The 20,303-nt window shown below is 60.3% G+C and carries 15 protein-coding genes; 2 read left to right on the top strand and 13 right to left on the bottom strand.

Going from position 1 to position 20,303, the window contains the following annotated elements; translation table 11 throughout:
• Window positions 1-201 precede the first annotated feature (201 nt).
• The 3 genes from B9Z40_RS11395 to B9Z40_RS11385 all read right to left on the bottom strand — a co-directional run bounded on the left by B9Z40_RS11395 (window position 202) and on the right by B9Z40_RS11385 (window position 8,793).
• Window positions 202-6,483, bottom strand: a complete 6,282-nt coding sequence (locus B9Z40_RS11395) for an excinuclease ABC subunit UvrA (RefSeq protein WP_100173492.1) — start codon at window positions 6,481-6,483, stop codon at window positions 202-204.
• Window positions 6,484-6,743: 260 nt separating this feature from the next.
• Window positions 6,744-6,941, bottom strand: a complete 198-nt coding sequence (locus B9Z40_RS11390) for a hypothetical protein (RefSeq protein WP_100173838.1) — start codon at window positions 6,939-6,941, stop codon at window positions 6,744-6,746.
• 88 nt (window positions 6,942-7,029) lie between these two features.
• Complete coding sequence (locus tag B9Z40_RS11385) at window positions 7,030-8,793, bottom strand: MFS transporter (RefSeq protein ID WP_100173491.1); 1,764 nt, start codon at window positions 8,791-8,793, stop codon at window positions 7,030-7,032.
• Between the two features lie 314 nt (window positions 8,794-9,107).
• Between B9Z40_RS11385 and B9Z40_RS11380 the strand changes: the two genes are divergently transcribed.
• Window positions 9,108-10,832, top strand: a complete 1,725-nt coding sequence (locus B9Z40_RS11380; RefSeq protein ID WP_100173490.1) for a GMC family oxidoreductase — start codon at window positions 9,108-9,110, stop codon at window positions 10,830-10,832.
• Window position 10,833: 1 nt separating this feature from the next.
• Complete coding sequence (locus tag B9Z40_RS11375) at window positions 10,834-11,091, top strand: DUF4212 domain-containing protein (protein ID WP_199172554.1); 258 nt, start codon at window positions 10,834-10,836, stop codon at window positions 11,089-11,091.
• Between the two features lie 20 nt (window positions 11,092-11,111).
• Here the strand turns inward: B9Z40_RS11375 and B9Z40_RS11370 are convergent, their stop codons facing one another.
• The 10 genes from B9Z40_RS11370 to B9Z40_RS11325 are packed head-to-tail and all read right to left on the bottom strand — an operon-like array spanning window position 11,112 to window position 20,289.
• Window positions 11,112-11,753 (bottom strand): 2-hydroxychromene-2-carboxylate isomerase, encoded by a 642-nt coding sequence (locus B9Z40_RS11370; protein WP_100173488.1) that lies wholly within the window; start codon window positions 11,751-11,753, stop codon window positions 11,112-11,114.
• Window positions 11,754-11,795: 42 nt separating this feature from the next.
• The gene (locus B9Z40_RS11365) at window positions 11,796-12,062 is read right to left on the bottom strand and encodes a DUF1289 domain-containing protein (protein ID WP_100173487.1); all 267 of its coding nucleotides are present in this window, start codon (window positions 12,060-12,062) and stop codon (window positions 11,796-11,798) included.
• A gap of 34 nt (window positions 12,063-12,096) precedes the next feature.
• Window positions 12,097-13,005 carry a hydroxymethylglutaryl-CoA lyase gene (locus B9Z40_RS11360; RefSeq protein ID WP_100173486.1) on the bottom strand — a complete coding sequence of 303 codons (909 nt, stop codon included), beginning with the start codon at window positions 13,003-13,005 and terminating at the stop codon, window positions 12,097-12,099.
• Window positions 13,006-13,014: 9 nt separating this feature from the next.
• On the bottom strand, window positions 13,015-13,935 hold the full coding sequence (locus B9Z40_RS11355; protein ID WP_100173485.1) for a glyoxylate/hydroxypyruvate reductase A: 921 nt from the start codon (window positions 13,933-13,935) through the stop codon (window positions 13,015-13,017).
• A 12-nt stretch (window positions 13,936-13,947) separates the two neighbouring features.
• Complete coding sequence (locus B9Z40_RS11350; RefSeq protein WP_100173484.1) at window positions 13,948-15,963, bottom strand: acetyl/propionyl/methylcrotonyl-CoA carboxylase subunit alpha; 2,016 nt, start codon at window positions 15,961-15,963, stop codon at window positions 13,948-13,950.
• A complete protein-coding gene (locus B9Z40_RS11345; RefSeq protein WP_233204889.1) occupies window positions 15,963-17,132 on the bottom strand; it encodes a S9 family peptidase in 1,170 nt (389 codons plus the stop codon). Before B9Z40_RS11345 ends, B9Z40_RS11350 begins: the two co-directional genes overlap by 1 nt.
• Complete coding sequence (locus B9Z40_RS11340) at window positions 17,129-17,908, bottom strand: enoyl-CoA hydratase/isomerase family protein (RefSeq protein ID WP_100173483.1); 780 nt, start codon at window positions 17,906-17,908, stop codon at window positions 17,129-17,131. The genes B9Z40_RS11345 and B9Z40_RS11340 overlap by 4 nt, the downstream gene beginning before the upstream one ends.
• Window positions 17,909-17,912: 4 nt before the next feature.
• Window positions 17,913-18,320, bottom strand: coding sequence for a PIN domain-containing protein (locus B9Z40_RS11335; RefSeq protein WP_100173482.1), 408 nt, complete (start codon window positions 18,318-18,320; stop codon window positions 17,913-17,915).
• Window positions 18,317-18,637, bottom strand: a complete 321-nt coding sequence (locus B9Z40_RS11330) for a type II toxin-antitoxin system VapB family antitoxin (protein ID WP_100173481.1) — start codon at window positions 18,635-18,637, stop codon at window positions 18,317-18,319. Before B9Z40_RS11330 ends, B9Z40_RS11335 begins: the two co-directional genes overlap by 4 nt.
• Window positions 18,638-18,681: 44 nt before the next feature.
• Window positions 18,682-20,289, bottom strand: a complete 1,608-nt coding sequence (locus tag B9Z40_RS11325) for a carboxyl transferase domain-containing protein (RefSeq protein WP_100173480.1) — start codon at window positions 20,287-20,289, stop codon at window positions 18,682-18,684.
• Window positions 20,290-20,303 lie beyond the last annotated feature (14 nt).

Here is a 20,303-nt window from a genome sequence, read left to right as displayed (position 1 = left end):
GCTGGAGTCACGCCTTTTTGTGGGAGCCCCTCCCTCGGGGCGATGGGATGTGGTCTGCGAAGGCCTCATCGCGACGAGGGCGTCGCTCCCACAAAGGGGAAATGACCCCACAGGGGTGGACTCTGTAGGAGCCCCGCCCCCGGGGCGATGGGTTGTGGTCTGCGAAGGCCTCATCGCGGCGAGGGCGTCGCTCCTACAGGGTTAGACCCGCGCCAGTACGGGCGCCAGGGCCTTACCGGTATGGGTGCCTAGGATCACCAGCGCCTCGGGCGTCATGGCGGCGACGATGCAGCCACCGGCGTTACCGCCTTCTGGCCCCAGGTCAATCACCCAGTCGGCTTCGGCGATCACGTCCAGGTCGTGCTCGATCACGATCACGCTGTGACCAGCGTTGACCAAACGGTGCAGCACGCTGATGAGCTTGTCCACGTCGGCCATGTGCAGGCCAACGGTGGGTTCGTCCAGCACATACAGCGTGTGCGGGGCTTTGTTGCCGCGCTTGCCCACTTCGTCGCGCACTTTGGTCAGCTCGGTCACCAGCTTGATGCGCTGGGCCTCGCCGCCGCTGAGCGTGGGTGAAGGTTGGCCCAAGGTGAGGTAGCCCAAGCCCACGTCTTTGAGCAGCTGCAGCGGATGCGCGATGCTGGGCATGGTGGCGAAGAAGTCCACTGCTTCGTCCACTTCCATCTGCAGCACATCACCAATGCTCTTGCCACGCCAAGTGACCGCCAAGGTCTCAGGGTTGAAACGGGCACCACGGCAGGTTTCGCAATGCACTTTTACATCGGGCAAGAAGCTCATCTCGATGGTGCGCATGCCCTGCCCTTCGCAACTCGGGCAGCGGCCTTCGCCGGTGTTGAAGCTGAAGCGCCCTGCGGCGTAGCCACGGGCTTTAGCCTCGAGGGTTTCGGCAAACAGTTTGCGGATAGTGTCCCAAAAGCCGATGTAGGTGGCGGGGCACGAACGCGGTGTTTTGCCAATCGGGGTTTGGTCGACTTCAAGCACGCGGTCGATGGTTTCAAAGCCTTGCACATCGCTGCACGCGGTCAAGGCCACACGCTGACCCGCGTCTTGTGCGGTGCGGCCTGCAAAAGTGGAGCGCTGGCTGACCAGCGCCTGCACATTGGCCAGCAGCACATCGCGGGCCAGCGTGGACTTGCCGGAGCCGCTGACACCGGTGACGGCGACCAATCGTTTGAGTGGCACTTGCACATCGACTTGGCGCAGGTTGTGCAAGTTGGCGCCTGTCAGTGTGAGCCATTGCATCGGCGACGCCGGTGTCTCGGCATGGGGTGATGGGCTGGGCGACGATTTTGGCGTACCCCCGACATATGAGGAGCCCAGCCCATCGCCCCGTGGCGAGACCGACACCGACCTGCGAACTTGCATCGGATGCTTCATCGCATGCAGCAAATAGCGACCGGTTTGTGAATCGGCCGAAGCCGTGATGTCGGACACCGAGCCTTGTGCCACCAAGCGGCCACCGCGTTTGCCCGCACTCGGGCCAATGTCGATGATGTGGTCGGCGCGGCGAATCGTGTCTTCGTCGTGCTCCACCACCACCAGCGTGTTGCCCTTATCGCTGAGGCTTTGCAAAGCGTTGAGCAAAATCCGGTTGTCGCGGGCGTGCAAGCCAATGGTGGGCTCGTCCAACACGTAGCACACACCCTGCAAGTTGCTGCCAAGTTGCGCGGCCAAGCGGATGCGCTGCGCCTCGCCGCCCGAGAGCGTGGGCGCACCCCGGTCGAGCGTGAGGTAACCCAAGCCCACTTCTTCCAAAAACTCCAAACGGCTTTTGATTTCGGGCACCAAGTCGCGGGCGATGTCGGCGTCGCGGCCGGTGAGCTGCAACTTGTCCACCCAATGCCGGACATCGGTCACCGACAAACTGGCGATGTCGGTGATGCGCCAGCCCTGACCAGGCGCTGAGCCCAAGCGCACGGCACGCGCCGTGGCATTCAGGCGGGTGCCTTCGCAGCTGGGGCAAGCCACGTTGGCCAAGTCTTCGATTTCGGGTTCGGCAAAAGTTTTCTCGCGACCTTTGTCCTTGTCGTCTTGCACCGAATCGTCAAACACTTTGCGTTCGTCTTTGCTGAGCTTGACGCCCGTGCCCACGCAGTCGGGGCACCAGCCGTGTTTGCTGTTGTACGAAAACAAGCGTGGGTCGAGTTCGGCATACGAGGTGTCGCAGGCCGGGCAAGCCCGCAGTGTGGAGAAGACGCGGTGCTGGCCGATGCGGGCGGTGGACTCGCCACTGAACATGGCTTCGCGCAAACCGTCCAAATCGCTCAGCACATGCACCACGCCTTTGCCATGCTCCAACGTTTTGGTCAGCGCTTGGCGCAGGGCGGTTTCGTTGGTGGGCAGCACATCGAGACTGGCCACGGGCAGCTCGATGTTGTGTTCCTTGAAGCGGTCGATGCGGGGGAATGCTTGTGTCGGTAAAAAGTCGCCATCCACACGCAGGTGGGTGTAGCCGCGAGGCCGCGCCCATTCGGCCAACTCGGTGTAAATGCCTTTGCGGTTGACCACCAGCGGCGCCAACAGGCCAATGTGCTGGCCCTTGAACTGCGTCATCAGCTGCGCGATGATGCTGTCAGGAGTTTGGGGCTGCACGGGGGTGTTGTCGTGCACGCAATGCTGAATGCCCAGCTTCACATAGAGCAAGCGTAAGAAATGCCAGACCTCGGTGGTGGTGCCCACGGTGGATTTGCGGCCACCACGTGACAGGCGCTGCTCAATGGCCACGGTGGGCGGAATTCCATACACCGCATCCACCTCAGGGCGGCCTGCAGGCTGCACGATGCTGCGGGCGTAGGCGTTCAGGCTTTCCAAATAACGGCGCTGGCCTTCGTTGAACAAGATGTCAAACGCCAACGTGGATTTGCCGGAACCACTCACGCCGGTGACCACGTTGAAGCTGCCACGCGGGATGTTGACGCTCAGGTTTTTGAGGTTGTGTTCTTTGGCGTTGACGATCTGGATGTTGTTGTTGAGCAAAGGAGCGCGCCGAGCAACCGGCGCCAGTGAGGAGGCACCCACGCCGCCTCGAACGCTCGCCAGCGAGGCTGCGGTGTCAGCGGATGACGATTTTGGCGTACCCCCGCCGTATGAGGAACCCGCTGACACCGCAGCCTCGCCCCCATAGGAACCCAAACTCTCAGCAACACCGAACACCTCCCCCATCGACTCGGCGTACTCACGCAACGCCAGCCCCGTATGAGAGGTCGCATGTTGGCGCACATCGTCTGGCGTGCCCTCGGCCACGATCAGGCCCCCGGCGTAACCGCCCTCTGGCCCCAAGTCGATCAGCCAGTCGCTGGCGCGGATCACGTCCAAGTTGTGCTCGATGACGATGAGCGAATGCCCTGCTTCGAGCAACTTACGCAAAGCCCGCATGAGCTTGGCGATGTCGTCAAAGTGCAGACCCGTGGTCGGTTCGTCAAACAAAAACAGCGTGCCTTTGCGCGCCAGACTCTGGCGGCTCTTGGAGGCGCTTTTGGCGGCCTCGGCCAAAAAGCCCGCGAGCTTGAGGCGCTGCGCCTCGCCACCCGAGAGTGTGGGCACGGGCTGGCCCAGCTTCACGTACTCCAGGCCCACATCGACGATGGGCTGCAAGGCGCGGATCACGTCACGGTCTTGCGCGAACAAGGCGGCGGCTTCACTCACCGTGAGGTTCAGCACATCGGCCACGTTAAGGTGGCGCACGTCACCGCCGATGGCTTGGCGCTCAACGGTGATTTCTAGAATTTCAGGGCGATAGCGCTTGCCGTCGCAGTCGGGGCAACGCAAATACACGTCGCTCAAGAACTGCATCTCGACATGCTCAAAACCCGAGCCGCCGCAGGTGGGGCAGCGGCCATCACCGCCGTTGAAGCTGAACTTGCTGGCCGTGTAGCCGCGCTGGCGCGACAGCGGCGCGGTCGCAAAAATCTCGCGAATCGCGTCCCACGCGCCCACATAGCTCACCGGGTTGGATCGTGCGGTTTTGCCGATGGGCGACTGATCCACAAACACCACATCGCTCAGGTGGTCAGCGCCCAGCAGGCGGTCGTGCGCGCCGGGTGTTTCGGTGGCTTTGCCAAAGTGGCGCATGAGCGCCGGGGCCAGCACGTCCTGGATCAAACTCGACTTGCCCGAGCCGCTGACGCCAGTGATGGTGACCAAGCGCTGCAGCGGAAAATCCACGCTGATGTTTTGCAGGTTGTGCTCGCGAGCGCCCTCCAGAATCAAACGCGGCGTGCTGTCGCTCACCATGCGCTTGAAGCCTAGGCCCACTTGTTTACGGCCACCCAGATAAGCACCCGTGAGCGTATCGGCATTGCGCAGGTCGGCGGTGGTGCCGTCGAATACGATTTGCCCGCCACGCTCGCCGGGGCCGGGGCCCATGTCGATCATGCGGTCGGCGGCCATCATCACGGCCGGGTCGTGCTCGACCACGACCAGTGTGTTGCCCGCGTCGCGCAGGCGGTGCATGGCCAAGGTGATGCGGTGCATGTCACGCGGGTGCAGGCCGATGCTGGGCTCGTCCAGAACAAACAAGGTGTTGACCAGGCTGGTGCCCAAGGCGGTGGTGAGGTTGATGCGCTGCACCTCGCCGCCGCTGAGCGTCCGGCTTTGGCGGTCGAGGGTGAGGTAGCCAATGCCGACGTCGCACAGGTATTTGAGGCGAGTGGTGATTTCTTCGAGCAGCAGTTGCAGGGCTTTTTGTTCGGCGCTGGGGCCGTTACTGTTTTCTTTCGTGGTTTCTTCGGAGGAGCGGTCTGCATCAGAGCGGGGGGCGGGCTCCTCATGAGGCGGGGGTACGCCAAAATCGTCGCCCGCCCCCCGCTCTGACGCAGACCTTGTGGTCGATCGATCGTCTCGCGACATCTCTGTCGCTGCCTGTGCCTGTGCTTGTACTTCTGCTTGCGCAACGCCTCCTACGGCTTCGGCCGGGGATGGGCTGGGCGACGATTTTGGCGTACCCCCGCCGTATGAGGAGCCCAGCCCATCCCCGGCCGGAGCCTCCCCTGCCATACCCACAGCAGCCTGCCCCAAATGACCCGAAGACGACACCCGATCAAAGAACAAACGCAACCGGTCCAGCGGCATGATCATCATGTCGTGCAAGCTCAAACCCGGCAGCGCCTCCAACTGTGCACGGGTCCACTTCACGCCCGCAGGCATGAAGCGTTTTTCCACTGGCAAAACCCCATCGGCATCCGAATGGCTGCCAATGCGCCAGAGCAAACTCTCGGTCTTCAAACGTGCCCCTTGGCACGTTGGGCATTCGGTGTAGCTGCGGTACTTGGACAAGAGCACCCGGATGTGCATTTTGTAGGCTTTGCTCTCCAGGTACTCGAAGAAACGCTTCACGCCATACCACTGGTGGTTCCAGCGGCCCTTCCACTCGGGCGAGCCGTTGATCACCCAATCTTGTTGCGCCTGCGTCAGCTTGTCCCAGGCGGTGTCGCGCGGAATGCCTGCGGCCTCGGCGTGGCGCATCAGGTCGTCCTGGTTCTCTTGCCATGCGGGGGTTTGCAGCGTCTTGATGGCCCCGGCTCGCAGCGTGAGCTTGGGGTTGGGAATGACCAAACCGTAATCGACCCCGATCACGCGCCCAAAGCCGCGGCAGGTCTCGCACGCCCCCACCGCCGAGTTGAAGGAAAACATCGACGGGATCGGGTCGGTATAACGCTGGTCGCTGTCGGGGCAATGCAGGCCCGTTGAGAAACGCCAGAGGTCAAAGGCGGGCTCAGGGGAAGAAGCAGCGGAGAAATTGGGATCTGACCCCAATTTCTCTGCATACACATTCAGGCGGCCGCCCCGTTTGAGGGCCACTTCGATGGCTTCAACCACGCGGGCTTTTTCTGCGGTGCCGATGCGAAAACGGTCGGCGATCACGTCCAGCACTTTGCGCGGGCCGGTGGGTGTGGCCACTTCGCGTTCGGCCTGCACCTTGGTGAAGCCGCTGGCAGATAACCACTGCTCAACCTGCTCAGCGCTGGTGTTCGCGGGCAGCTCCACCGGAAAGGTCAGGTACAGGCGCGGGTCGACCGCTTGAGCGGCACGTTGTGCGAGCTCGGCGTAAATCGTGTCGGGGTTGTCGTGGCGTACGGGCTGCGCGGTGTCTTTGTCGAACAGCTGGCCCAAGCGGGCGAACAACAACTTCAGGTGGTCGTTCAACTCGGTCATGGTGCCCACGGTGGAACGCGAGCTGCGCACCGGGTTGGTCTGGTCAATGGCAATGGCTGGGGGCACGCCTTCGACCTTGTCCACCGCTGGTTTGTCCATTCGGTCCAAAAACTGGCGGGCGTAGGCACTGAAGGTCTCTACATAGCGGCGCTGGCCTTCGGCGTACAGCGTGTCAAACACCAGGCTCGACTTGCCGGAGCCGCTGGGGCCGGTGACCACGGTCAACTCACCCGTGCGGATGTCCAGATCGATGTTTTTGAGGTTGTGCTGACGGGCACCACGGATGCGGATGAGACCTTGGGACATGGACGGGCTTTATGGGGTGAAGGCCAAACATTCTAGGGTGCGCCGATGAACTGTGTTGGCGAAGCTTTTCGCGACGGGGGCGTCGCTCCTACAAGGAAAAAGTCTTTCGTGGATATGTGGGAGCCCCGCCCTCGGGGCGATCAACGTGGTCTGCAAAGCCATCATCGCGGCGGGGGCGCCGCTCCCACAAGAAAAAAGCCACGCGTTGGCGTGGCTTTGGGGCAATCGCCAGAGCCCTAAGCCCTGGGATGCTGGTGCGCTTACTTGGCAGCGCTGGCGTCAGAGGCCGGTGCAGCAGCGGGGGCTGCAGGTGCAGAAGCGTCTGCTTTGGCGGGTTCCACATGGACTGCATCAGCGCCGTGCTTTTCGCCGCTCATGTCCAGGCTGTCACCGCCCTTGCTGATCACATAAATAGCCAAAGCAGCAAAGATCGCGAATCCAACAGCAATTTTCCACATCATTCATCTCCAAAATAAAGAAGGCCCTCCACAGAGGGAAGGCCTTGAATTTAGCACCCGAGTCACCCCGGGTTGCTTACAAGAAAGCTCAGTCGTCAGCGTAGATGTCGACGTCTTTGGTTTCCTTGATGAACAAGCCACCAATCACGACGGTTGCGCCAGCGATGATGATGGGGTACCACAAGCCGTTGTACATGTTACCGGTCTGGGCCACGATCGCGAAGGCGGTTGTGGGCAGCAAACCACCGAACCAGCCGTTACCGATGTGGTAAGGCAAGGACATGGAGGTGTAACGGATGCGGGTGGGGAACATCTCAACCAGCATGGCGGCGATCGGGCCGTACACCATGGTCACCAACAACACCAAGTAAGTGAGGATGATGATGACGGTGACCTTGTCGAACTTGGCCATATCAGCTTTGACTGGGTAGTTGGCAGCCTTCAGAGCAGCGCCAAGGTTGGAAGCCAACAAAGTGGCACCAGCGGTCTTCTCGTTGCTCAGGTCTTTGACAGACTTGGTGGCAGCTTCGATGGCCTTGGCATCTTTGGGTTCTGCAGCGTTCAGAGCAGCCAGCTTTTCCTCGGCCTTGGCCTTGGCAGCAGCGACGTCTTCAGCCGAGTACTTCACGTTCACCACGGTATCGCCCACCTTGATGATGGCAGGGGTGCCAGCAGGTGCGACTTCGTTGGAGTAGCTCACCGATGCGCCAGCCAACCGTTGCTTGGCGATGTCGCAAGAAGAAGTGAACTTCTTGGTGCCTGTGGGGTTGAACTGGAACGAGCACTCGGCTGGATCAGCAATCACCACCACTTGCGAAGCGGCTTGGGCAGCGTACAAGTCGGGGTTAGCCGCCTTGGTCAAGGCCTTGAACACGGGGAAGTAGGTCAAAGCGGCCAACAAGCAACCGGCCAAGATGATCGGCTTGCGGCCAATCTTGTCAGACAGCGCGCCGAACACGATGAAGAACGGTGTGCCGATGATCAAGGAGATCGCGACCATGATGTTGGCGGTGGCGCCGTCCACTTTCAACGCTTGTGTCAAGAAGAACAAAGCGTAGAACTGACCGGAGTACCAAACCACAGCTTGACCAGCGGTCAAACCGATCAGGGCCAAGATCACGATCTTCAGGTTTTTCCACTGGCCGAAAGACTCGGACAGAGGGGCCTTGGAGGTCTTGCCTTCGGCTTTCATTTTCACGAAAGCAGGCGATTCGTTCATGCTCAAGCGGATGAAGACCGAGATGATCAACATGATGATCGAGACGATGAACGGCACGCGCCAGCCCCAGTCGGCGAAGGCTTCTTCACCGATGATGGTACGGGTGCCCAAGATCACCATCAAGGACAAGAACAAGCCCAAAGTAGCTGTGGTCTGGATCCAAGCGGTGTAAGCACCACGCTTGCCGTGAGGGGCGTGCTCGGCCACATAAGTAGCAGCACCACCGTACTCACCACCCAAAGCCAAACCTTGCAACAAGCGCAGGCAGATCAGGATGACGGGAGCGGCCACGCCAATGCTGGCGTAGTTGGGCAAGATGCCCACGATGAAGGTCGATGCACCCATGATCAGGATGGTGACCAGGAAGGTGTACTTGCGGCCGATCATGTCGCCCAAGCGGCCGAAGAAGATTGCGCCGAAAGGACGCACGATGAAACCCGCAGCAAACGCCAGCAAAGCGAAGATGAAGGCAGAGCCTTCGTCCAAGCCGCTGAAGAATTGCTTGGCAATGATCGCGGCCAACGAGCCGTACAGGTAAAAGTCATACCATTCAAAAACGGTACCCAGAGAAGAGGCAAAAATTACCTTCTTCTCTTCCGCCGACATCGGGCGGTTTGCTTCAGTTGTAGCCATAAAGCTGTCTCCAAAAAAGAGTCTCCGACAGGGAAACTTGGCGCGATTCTTGGGGCTTGCACTTGCCCCTGTCTGACAAGCAACCAACAAACACTTACAAACCACTCGTTAACCCTTGGTATTAATTTCACATAACGATAAATCGCCCCATACCAAGGGTAATCACCCAAATTCTTTTCTCATCAAGGCTGCGATACATGCAGCTGAATGCGTGAAAGCCCGAGCTTTTCAGCGTCTTGTGACGGGGTCTCATCCATTACAGTCATGCGTTCAGCACCCTTGCTTTGAACCTTGCAGCACAGACCCAACGACCCATGAACGAAAACACCTTTGACTACATCATCGTGGGCGGTGGCACCGCTGGCTGCCTGCTGGCCAACCGCCTGAGCGCCGATGCCAGCAAGCGCGTGCTGTTGATCGAGGCGGGTAAAAAAGACGATTACCACTGGATCCACATCCCCGTCGGCTACTTGTATTGCATTGGCAACCCGCGCACAGATTGGATGTACCAAACCGAGCCCGCCGAGGGCCTGAACGGGCGCAGCCTGCGCTACCCGCGCGGCAAGGTGTTGGGCGGATGTTCGAGCATCAACGGCATGATTTACATGCGCGGCCAGTCGCGCGACTACGACCAGTGGGCGCAGATGACAGGCAACGACGCGTGGCGCTGGGACCAAACGCTGCCTTACTTCAAGCTGCACGAAGACCATTACAACGGTGCCAACGAATTTCACGGGGCCAAAGGCGCCAAGTCTGAGTTGTTGGCCCCCATCGACTTGCCCAAAGGCAGTTACCTGCACACCTTGCGTGGGCGCAACACGGGCGGCGAATGGCGCATCGAAAAGCAACGCCTGCGTTGGGACGTGCTAGACGCGTTTTCGCAAGCCGCGCAGCAAGCGGGCATCCCGGCCACCGACGACTTCAACCGGGGCAACAACGAAGGCGTGGCTTACTTTGATGTGAACCAGCGCAGCGGCTGGCGTTGGAACACGGCCAAGGCCTTTTTGCGCCCCACTTGTTATTCACGGCCCAACTTTGAGTTGTGGAACAAAGCGCAGGTGTCCAAACTGATCATCGAAACCCAAGCCAATGGCGAAAAGCGTTGCACGGGCGCACAGGTTTGGACGGGCTTGGAGATGGTCGAAGTCAAAGCCACACAAGAGCTGATTTTGAGTGCCGGCAGCATCGGGTCAGCACAAATTTTGCAGCTGTCGGGCATTGGCCCAGCGGCCTTGCTGCAAGGCGTGGGCGTCGAGGTGCAGCATGACTTGCCTGGCGTGGGCGCCAACTTGCAAGACCATTTGCAGATTCGCTCTGTCTACAAAGTCAAAGGGGCCAAAACCCTGAACACCTTGGCCAACAGCCTGCTGGGCAAGGCGATGATCGGCATGGAATACGCCTTCAAACGCTCAGGCCCCATGAGCATGGCCCCGAGCCAGTTGGGCGCGTTCACCAAGAGCGATCCATCGCAGCCGCACGCGAACTTGGAATACCACGTTCAGCCGCTGAGCTTGGACGCATTTGGCGAGCCTTTGCACAGCTTCCCGGCCATCACGGCCAGCGTGTGCAACCTGAACCCGACCAGCCGAGGGACGGTGAACATCACCAGCCCCCGATTTGAAGATGCACCGGCCATTGCGCCCAATTACCTGGCCACCGCCGAGGACCGCAAAGTGGCTGCCGACAGCCTGCGTGTGACACGCCGCATCATGTCGCAGGACGCGATGAAACCCTTCCAGCCCGAGGAGTTCAAGCCTGGCGTGCAATACCAAACCGACGATGAACTGGCCAAGCTGGCGGGGGACATCGCCAGCACCATCTTCCACCCGGTAGGCACCACCCGCATGGGGCGCGACGACGACCCGATGGCGGTGGTCAATGGGCGTTTGCAGGTGCGCGGCATCGCAGGCTTGCGCGTGGTCGATGCGGGCGTCATGCCCACCATCACCAGCGGCAACACCAACAGCCCCACGCTCATGATTGCCGAAAAAGCAGCGCAGTGGATTGCGGAAGATGCCGCGCAGCGCATCGGTGCATGAGATGCCATCACGCCTTCGTTTTCGCAAAGGGGTGTTGACCGCGGTGCTTTTGAGCATCTGGGGTTGCGTGAATTTTGTGCTGCCACTTTTTGCACGCGACCTGTCGTTCACTGTAGGGGGATGGCCCCTCCACTTCTGGCTCAGCGCTCAAGGGTCGCTGCTGGTCTTTTTGGCGATTGTGGTGGTGTACGCGTGGCTGGTGAACCGCTGGGAAGCGGAGGACGCAGCAGCAGATTCCGACGGCCCCAAAGTGCCTTAAAACGCACCTTCAAACGCGTCTTAACTTGAACGCTTGATACCGACTGCGCACCGATCCGGGGCTTGCCAATCGGGTCCATCAAACCAAGCGTCGCCTTGCAAATAGGCACGCAGCATGGGCAAGGCGTCTTGGCCCCAAAACACTTTGCCATCCACCACAAAGCTGGGCACGCCAAACACACCGGCAGCGATGGCCTCTTGGCTGTGGGTTTGCAAGGCTTGTTTCAACTGATCACTCTGGGTCGCCAATTGGGGTGAAAGTTCTTCATGGAGTTCGGCCAGACGTCCAGGGTCTGCCGCATCCAGGCCCGTGCACCACACCTGTTTGAAGATTTTTTCACAGACAAAACGGTTGGGCTGACCTTCGGCGTCGCACGCCGCAGCCAAACGCAGCAGACCCAGCGGGTTGAACGGGTGTGCGGCAGGCAACTGCAAAGGGGTGGCCTGTTGGTGGGCCAACCACAAGACCTGGCGGTAAGTCCAATCGCGTTTGCTGGGCATCTCTGCCGGACCCAAATGCCCATGGTGCTTGAGCAAAGCTGCAAACAACAAAGGCTTGTGCACCACGCGGTGGCTGATGCCCTGCAAGGCTTGGGGCAAAGCATCAAAGGCCAGCCAGGCATAAGGCGAAATGAAGTCGAGGTAAAAGTGAATGGTTTTCATGGTGCAAGCTTCCGTGGTTCGGCCCGCGGCTAAGCCCGTGGTTCAGCCCTTGGATTTTTCAAGCGCGCGGCGGTTTTTCAGACGCTCGGGCATCTGCACCCACACCTGGTGTTGCTCTTGTGCAGTGGCACGGCTCCACCCGCCCACTTCTGGCAAGGTGCGCAAACAACCCTCACACCACTCGGCACTGGGATGCATCAAGCACAAAGACATACAGGGCGATGGCACCGAGTTCGGTGATGGGGGCGTGGCTTTGGCCAGGTATTCCTGGGCACGCGCCTCCAGTTTGTCCCAGTAGTAATCGTTCATGCTTGCACCTGGATGGCCTGGGAAGAGCAGCGCATCAGCCAGCCCGTTTGTTGAGAATGGCTTTGGCCACGTTCGAGTTGGGTTTGCGGCCCAAAAAGTCGCTGATGAAAGCACCCGCATCCACCAGTTTGTCCAAGTCAATGCCGGTGGGAATGCCCATGCCGTGCAGCATGTAAACCAGGTCTTCGGTGGACACGTTGCCCGTGGCGCCTTGGGCGTAAGGGCAACCGCCCAAGCCTGCGACAGACGACTGGAAATTCCAAATGCCCAATTGCAGTGATGCCAATGTGTTGGCCAAGGCTTGGCCGTAGGTGTCGTGGAAGTGGCCACAGATGTGGTCAATGTCGAAATGTTGGAGCGTGGCCTCGAGCGCCCTTTGCACTTTGAGCGGCGTGCCCGTGCCGATGGTGTCGGCCATGTCCACGCGCTGCACACCGATCTGCTTCATCAGGCCCGCCAAATGAGACACGCTGCTGGGCGACACATCGCCCTCATAAGGGCAACCCACGGCGCAACTCATGGCGCCGCGCACCGCAATGCCTGCGGCCAGCGCGGCTTGCACCACCGGGGCAAAGCGCTCGATGCTTTCTTCGATGGAGCAGTTGATGTTCTTCTGGCTGAACGCTTGGCTGGCGGCTGCAAACACCACAATTTCGTCGGGCTGACTTTGGACTGCCGCTGCATAGCCCTGCGCATTGGGCGTGAGCACCGAGTACCGCACACCCGGTTTGCGCTGGATGCCCGCCATCACTTGGGCGTTGTCAGCCATCTGCGGCACCCATTTGGGGCTGACAAAGCTGGTGACCTCGATCTCGGTCAGGCCCGCGGCTTGCAAACGGTGCACCAACTCGATCTTGACCGCGGCGGGCACGGGTTGCTTTTCGTTTTGCAGGCCGTCGCGAGGGCCAACATCGATGATTTGAACGCGAGAAGGCAAGGACATAAAAAACTTTCAATAACCGCGCTGGTGGTCGACCACACCGTTGATCGCCTCGCCGCGCTGCAAGGCCTGAATTTTGCCCACGATTTGCGCGATGCTTTCTTCGCGCAAAGTGCGGGCCGAGGTATGGGGCGTGACGGTGATTTGGGGGTGTTGCCAAAACGGGTGACCCGCAGGCAGCGGTTCGGTGCGGAACACGTCCAGTGTCGCACCCGCCAGATGTCCGCCGTCGATCAAGGTGATCAGGTCTTCTTCGACCAGGTGCTTGCCCCGCGCCACGTTGATGAGGTAGCCGCCTTTTTGCAACTGCGACAAGGTGGCATGGTTCAAGATGTTTTCGGTCTCGGGGGTGAGCGGCATGAGGTTAACCAGCACCCGCGTGGCGGCCAAAAATTCGGACAGGCCTTGCGCACCGCTGAAACAGCGGATGCCAGGCAGGTCTTTGGGGCTGCGGCTGAAGCCGTTGACCGGAAACTCAAAAACCTGCAGCGCCTTGGCCACGCGCTCACCGAGCACGCCCAGCCCCATGACACCAACGGCAAAAGCGGCACGGCTGCGGGGTTTGCGGTAAGACCATTTGCCCGACTGGGTGTCGCTGTCATAACCATCGAATTCTCGGAAGTGGCGGATCACCGCATGACAAACATATTCGGCCATCTGAACCGACATGCCCGCATCGTCGAGGCGCACGACCTTCAGATGGGTCGGCAGCTTCAGCTGCAACAAGGCATCAACGCCCGCACCGATGTTGAACAGGGTTTGCAAGCCCGGTTGTTCATCGATGAATTTCTGGGGCGGTGCCCAGACGATGGCGTGGTCGGCCTGCGGTGCGCCGGGCACCCAGGCGGTGACGATGGCCTGCGGAAAAGCATGTTGCAAGCCCTGCACCCAAGGGGCGGGGTCTAGCTTGTCGAAGCAGATGGTGATGTTCATGGCCGGATTTTCTCAGCCCAGCTTGAGCAGCTCTGCCCCATCGGCGACTTGGTCACCCGGGGCGTACAACAACTCGGCCACCACGCCGTCTTTGGGCGCACTGATGGTGTGTTCCATTTTCATGGCCTCCATCACCGCCAGCGGCTGACCCGCTTTGACTTTGTCGCCCGCCTTGACGGCGAACGACACCACCTTGCCCGGCATGGGGGCCGTCAGACGTCCGCCCTCCTGCGCGGCTTCGCCCGCATGGGCCAGCGGGTCGAGCAGGCCGATGCGAGTGGCCCCTTGGGGGGTGAACACATGATGGGTTTCACCTTGTGCATGCACCGTGCTGTGAATGCGCTCACCGTTGAACTGCACCCAAAGACCATCGTCCTGAGGCGTGAACTGCAAAGCACCTTCCGCACCTTCGCCCACCTGCAAATGCAGCGGCGAGCCATAGGTCAAAACCGCACGCACAGGCTGTCCGTCGTATTCGAGTTCAAAGCGGCGACGCGTGGTGCCGTGCGACTGCCAACCATCGCGGCGGCTAAACGGGTCAGCGCCCTGCGCAGCGGCTTCGGCCTGCAAGGCATTGGCAATGACCGCCGCAGCGGCAACTTGCAAACCCACAGGGTCTTGCTTGAACAGCACGGCACTTTCGCGCTGGATGAGTGCGGTGTCGAGTTGGGCGGTGGCAAACGCATTGCTGCGCACCACATGGCGCAGGAACTGCACATTGGTGTTCAGACCCACGATGTGGGTTTGTGCCAGTGCGGTGTCCAAACGTGCCAGCGCCTGCTCTCGTGTGTCGCCATGCACGATGAGCTTGGCCACCATGGAGTCGTAAAACGGGCTGATGGTGTCACCCTCGCGCACGCCGTCGTCAATGCGCACCGCGACGCCTGTGTCGCTCATATTCGCGCGTTCAAAGCTGGTCGCTTGTGGCTTGCGATAGACCTGCAAAGTGCCGGTCGCAGGTAGGAAGTTATTGTCGGGGTTCTCAGCGCAGATGCGCGCCTCGATGGCGTGGCCCGTCATGCGGATCTCGCTTTGCTGCAATGGCAGTGGCTCGCCACTGGCCACGCGCAATTGCCACTCGACCAAGTCCAGGCCCGTGATGGCTTCGGTCACGGGATGCTCGACTTGCAAGCGGGTGTTCATCTCCATGAAAAAGAACTTCATGGACTCGGGTTGGTCATAGGCCGTTTGCTCGACGATGAATTCCACCGTGCCCGCGCCCACATAGTTCACGGCTTTGGCAGCGGCCACAGCCGCCGCGCCCATTTGCGAACGCAGGGCTTCAGTCATACCTGGGGCCGGAGCTTCTTCGAGCACCTTCTGGTGGCGGCGCTGCACCGAGCAGTCGCGCTCGAACAAATACACGCAGTTGCCTTGCGTGTCGCCAAACACCTGGATCTCGATGTGGCGCGGGCGCTGCACATACTTCTCGATCAACACCGCATCGCTGCCAAAACTGTTGATGGCTTCACGTTGGCAACTCGCGAGCGCTGCCGCAAAGTCTTCTGACTTTTCGACCACGCGCATGCCCTTTCCACCGCCACCCGCGCTGGCTTTGATGAGGGCGGGGTAACCGATGCGGTCGGCCTCGCGCTGCAGCAATGCAGGGTCTTGGTCAGCCCCGTGGTAACCGGGCACCAGGGGTACACCTGCGGACTCCATCAAACGCTTGGACTCGGCCTTGAGGCCCATGGCCAGAATGGCCGAGGCAGGTGGACCAATGAACACAAGCCCGGCCGCAGCGCAGGCCTTGGCGAAGTCCTCGTTCTCGCTCAAGAAGCCATAGCCGGGGTGAACGGCCTCAGCGCCCGTGTCTTTGGCGGCTTGCAAAATGCGTTCCCATCGCAGGTAGCTGTCTTTGGGTGCGCTGCCGCCCACATGTACGGCTTCGTCGCAGGCTTGCACATGCTTGGCACCGGCGTCGGCGTCTGAATAAACGGCCACCGTCTGGATGCCCATACGGCGGGCTGTAGCGGCAACGCGGCAAGCGATTTCGCCACGGTTGGCAATCAGAATCTTTTTGAACATCAATTTCTCCAGACCACTTGTTGGTCAACTGCATACAACTTGCATGGGGCACCGCGTCGGGCCTGGCAAAAACCCAATGCGCGGCCGATCGCCCAATCGCCATAAGCAAAACCTGCAGCGCCATTCGGCCCAATGGCGAAGGCACGCGGCGCTGGGCTGCTCAAAAATCGTGTGTAAAGTTTTTGAACGTTATCGGCACTGATCGGGACTTTGCCCAAGTCCGACACGTCGGCAAAGCCGCTGGCGTCGGGAACGGGTGGCAAGGCGGATTGCGTGTAACCCGATTTGGCCAAGTAAGCATCAACCAAAGGCACCCAGTGGTCCATGTCACTGGTGAATCCAGAATGCCCATCTTTGCCAAAGGCGGGCAATTGCTGAAATTGCGCACGACCACCGCCCTCCGTCCAGGCTTGGTGCCAATCGCGTGGAGCTTGAGCGCCCCAAAACAAATCGTTTTCCCAATACAGCCAGAGCATGTCGGCTTGGGCCTCTTTGGCTTTGTTTTTCCACAGGCGAGCGATTTGAGTCACGCCACAAGACTGCCCCGGACGTGCCACAGGGTCGCCCCCCGTGCCACCGGCAAAGTTGATGCCGCCTTGCAAACCGGGAGGGTTGCGCCAAACCGTCGCCACGGTGGTCAAGCCGCCCACCGACTGGCCCATGACCCACCAACGGGATGTATCCACAAATTTCAGATTCTTTGCAAAACTGTGGGCAGCCAAAACCTGTTCAGAAGCCGCCATGCTCATGGGTTCAATTTGCGGCGAAGAACAACTCCCATTGGTTTCGGGGTCAAAGTCTCCAAAAGCTTCGCCATAACCTACACGCGTGGGCACGATGACCACAAAGCCTTTGTTCACCAAATAACGGGCTTGCTGCTCGTAACGAAAACGCAGCGGCTGCGCTCGCTTGTCTGGACTGCCCGCTCGGCCATGGTTCAAGACCACCAAGGGGAAAGGGCCCTCGCCGTTGGGTTTGAAAACGGTTAGGGGAATTTTTCGGGTTTCTGTGCGGTTGTACAAATCCTTCACCGTGACTTCGATGCGGTGAACTTCTTCGTTCAAATCTTTAGCAAGGGCGGGCTCTTCGGGTGTTTGCGCGAACACGGCCAAGCAGCCTGAAACCATCAGGAACCCCAAGCATGCTCGGAACCATTGGGCCAGTTTCATAGCAGCCAATTTGGTTTGCGTTTTTGCAAGAAGGACTGCACGCCCTCTTTGCCTTCACTGCTGGCACGGATGTCGGCGATGCCCGCCACCGTTTGCGCTACCAGTGCGTCGTTGATTTCGCGTTCGGCCACGTCTTGCACCAGCTTTTTGCAAGCGCGCACGGCGTTGGGGCTGGCATTCACCAGCGCTTGTGTCAGCTCGACCACTTTGGCGTCGAGTGCATCGGCGCTCACCACCTCGTGCACCAGGCCGATGCGGTGGGCCTCGGCCGCGCCAAAGCGCTCGGCCGTCAAAAAGTAGCGGTGCGCCGCACGCGCGCCCATCGCGCGGATCACATAGGGGCTGATGGTGGCGGGGATCAGGCCCAACTTGACTTCGCTCAGGCAATAGTTCGCTGTATCCACGCTCACCGCCATGTCGCAGGCTGCCACCAGGCCCATGCCGCCGGCATACACGTCGCCCTGCACGCGGGCGATGGTCGGCTGGGGGCATTCGTAAATGGCGCGCAGCATGGCGGCCAGCTCGCCCGCATCGGCCAGGTTTTGATCGCGGCTGTAGTCGGCCATCCGGCGCATCCAGTTCAGGTCGGCACCGGCGCAAAAGGCGGGCCCCTCGGCGGCCAACACGACGCAGCGCACAGCCGCGTCTTGCGCCACCGCCAGAAAAGCGTTTTTCAGCTCGGCGATGACTTCGTCGTTGAAGGCATTGCGCACATCGGGGCGCGAGAGCGTTATGCTGTGCACGCCGCTTTGGGTTGAAAATTCCAGAGTGCTCATCTTGTCAATGTGGCCAGGTGTCCAGGCCTACGAGGGTTTTGAGGGATTCAAAGTCAGCGTCGCGGTGCAGCAGCGTGTGACCGTGGGTGATGCAGTAACTTGCCAGGAGCACGTCGATGGGGCTGCGCACGGTGCGGCCTGATTGGCGCAGCCGTTGATAAAGAGACGCCGCGAACAAGGCGTTCTCAAGACCGCCAATCTCCACGACTTCCATCGCCAGTAGCAAATCACGCGCCTTAGCCTGCGCCTTGGCGGTTGGAAAGCCCCGCACGACCTCAAACACGACCAGGTCAGCCACACCCATATCAGGGTACCCATCGTCCCCACTAAGCCATCGGGTGAACTGCTGTGTTTGTGAATTGATGGTGCCCCTGAAGTGATCAATGAGCACACTGGAGTCCAACAGAATCATTCTGACTTGCCTTTTGAACGCCTCTGAGGGCCTTTGACTGGACGAGTCTTGACATCCTTCACAGCAGGTTTGACCATATAAGGAGCAGCTGGTTCTTCAGCTGTTTCTGCCAGATGACTCTCTTCGCGCGCCTTGGCCCAAGCTTCATCGGAGTCGTCCCAAAACAAAGTGCCGCGCGCAGCCAACAACGCCGCATAGACCTTCTTGCGCTTGAGCAGCCGCAAGCCCTCTTCCACGGCTTCTTTCTTGGACTTGAAATCACCCGAAGCCATGACGTCGGCCATAAGCTTGTCGTCGATCACGATGTTGGTGCGCATTTGCAACCCTCCTGAATGTGTATGATTTTACAAAATCATACACATCACATGCGGAAAAGTCCAAATTTCGTCTCGGGAATCGGGGCATTGAGCGAGGCGCTCAAACCCAAAGCCAGCACGCGGCGGGTGTCGGCCGGGTCGATGATGCCGTCGTCCCAGATGCGGGCGGTGGCGTAGTAGGGGTGGCCCTGGTCCTCGTATTGCTGCTTGATCGGAGCCTTGAAGGCCTCTTCTTCCTCCATGCTCCACTGGCCGCCCTTGCCTTCGATGCCATCGCGCTTGACGGTGGCCAAGACGCTGGCCGCTTGCTCGCCGCCCATGACACTGATGCGGGCGTTGGGCCACATCCACAAAAAGCGGGGACTGTAAGCGCGGCCGCACATGCCGTAGTTGCCCGCGCCAAAACTGCCGCCAATGATGATGGTGAACTTGGGCACGGCGGCAGTCGCCACGGCCGTGACCATCTTCGCGCCGTTGCGGGCGATGCCCTCGTTTTCGTATTTGCGCCCGACCATGAAGCCAGTAATGTTCTGCAAGAAGACCAGCGGGATCTTGCGCTGGCAGCACAGCTCGATGAAGTGCGCGCCCTTCAACGCCGACTCGCTGAACAAAATGCCGTTGTTGGCGATGATGCCCACCGGCATGCCCTCGATGCGGGCGAAGCCGCAGATCAAGGTGGTGCCAAAGCGCGATTTGAATTCATCGAACTCGGAGCTGTCGACGATGCGGGCGATGATTTCGCGCACATCAAAGGGCTTGCGTGTGTCGGTGGGGATCACACCATACAACTCTTGCGCATCAAACTTCGGCGGCACGGGCGCGTGTGTGGCGATGTTGGGCTGCTTCTGGGCGTTGAGGTTTTTCACAGCCTGACGAGCCAGCGCGAGCGCATGCACATCGTTTTGTGCCAAGTGGTCGGCCACGCCACTCAAGCGTGTGTGCACATCGCCACCGCCCAAATCTTCGGCGCTCACCACCTCACCCGTAGCGGCTTTGACCAGCGGCGGGCCTCCCAAAAAGATGGTGCCCTGGTTTTTGACGATGATGGTCTCGTCGCTCATGGCGGGCACGTACGCGCCGCCCGCCGTGCAAGAGCCCATGACCACCGCAATCTGCGCGATGCCCAACGCACTCATGTTGGCCTGGTTGAAGAAGATGCGGCCAAAGTGGTCGCGGTCGGGAAAGACTTCGTCTTGGTTGGGTAAGTTGGCACCGCCCGAGTCCACCAGATAAATGCAGGGCAGGTGGTTTTGCTGCGCGATCTCTTGCGCACGCAAATGCTTTTTCACCGTCATCGGGTAGTAAGTGCCGCCCTTCACCGTGGCGTCGTTGCACACGATCATGCAGTCCACCCCGCTCACGCGGCCAATGCCCACGATCACGCCCGAGCTGGGCGCGTCGTTGTTGTACATGTTGAGGGCAGCCAGCGGCGCGACTTCCAAAAAAGGTGTGCCGGGGTCGAGCAGCATTTGCACACGGTCACGCGGCAGCAGCTTGCCCCGGGCGGTGTGCTTGGCGCGAGGCGCATCGCCGCCACCCAAAGCCACGCGCTCCAGGTGGGCGCGCAGGTCATCCACCAAGCCGCGCATGGCAGCGGCATTGGCTTGAAAGTCGGCCGAACGCGGGTTCAGTTGAGATTGCAAAGTGGTCATGGAGAGTCTTCCAA

The organism is Limnohabitans sp. 15K (assembly GCF_002778285.1).
GTDB lineage: Bacteria > Pseudomonadota > Gammaproteobacteria > Burkholderiales > Burkholderiaceae_C > Limnohabitans_A.
The sequence above is the reverse complement of the archived record's forward strand: the minus strand, read 5'-3'. Positions and strand labels throughout refer to the sequence as shown.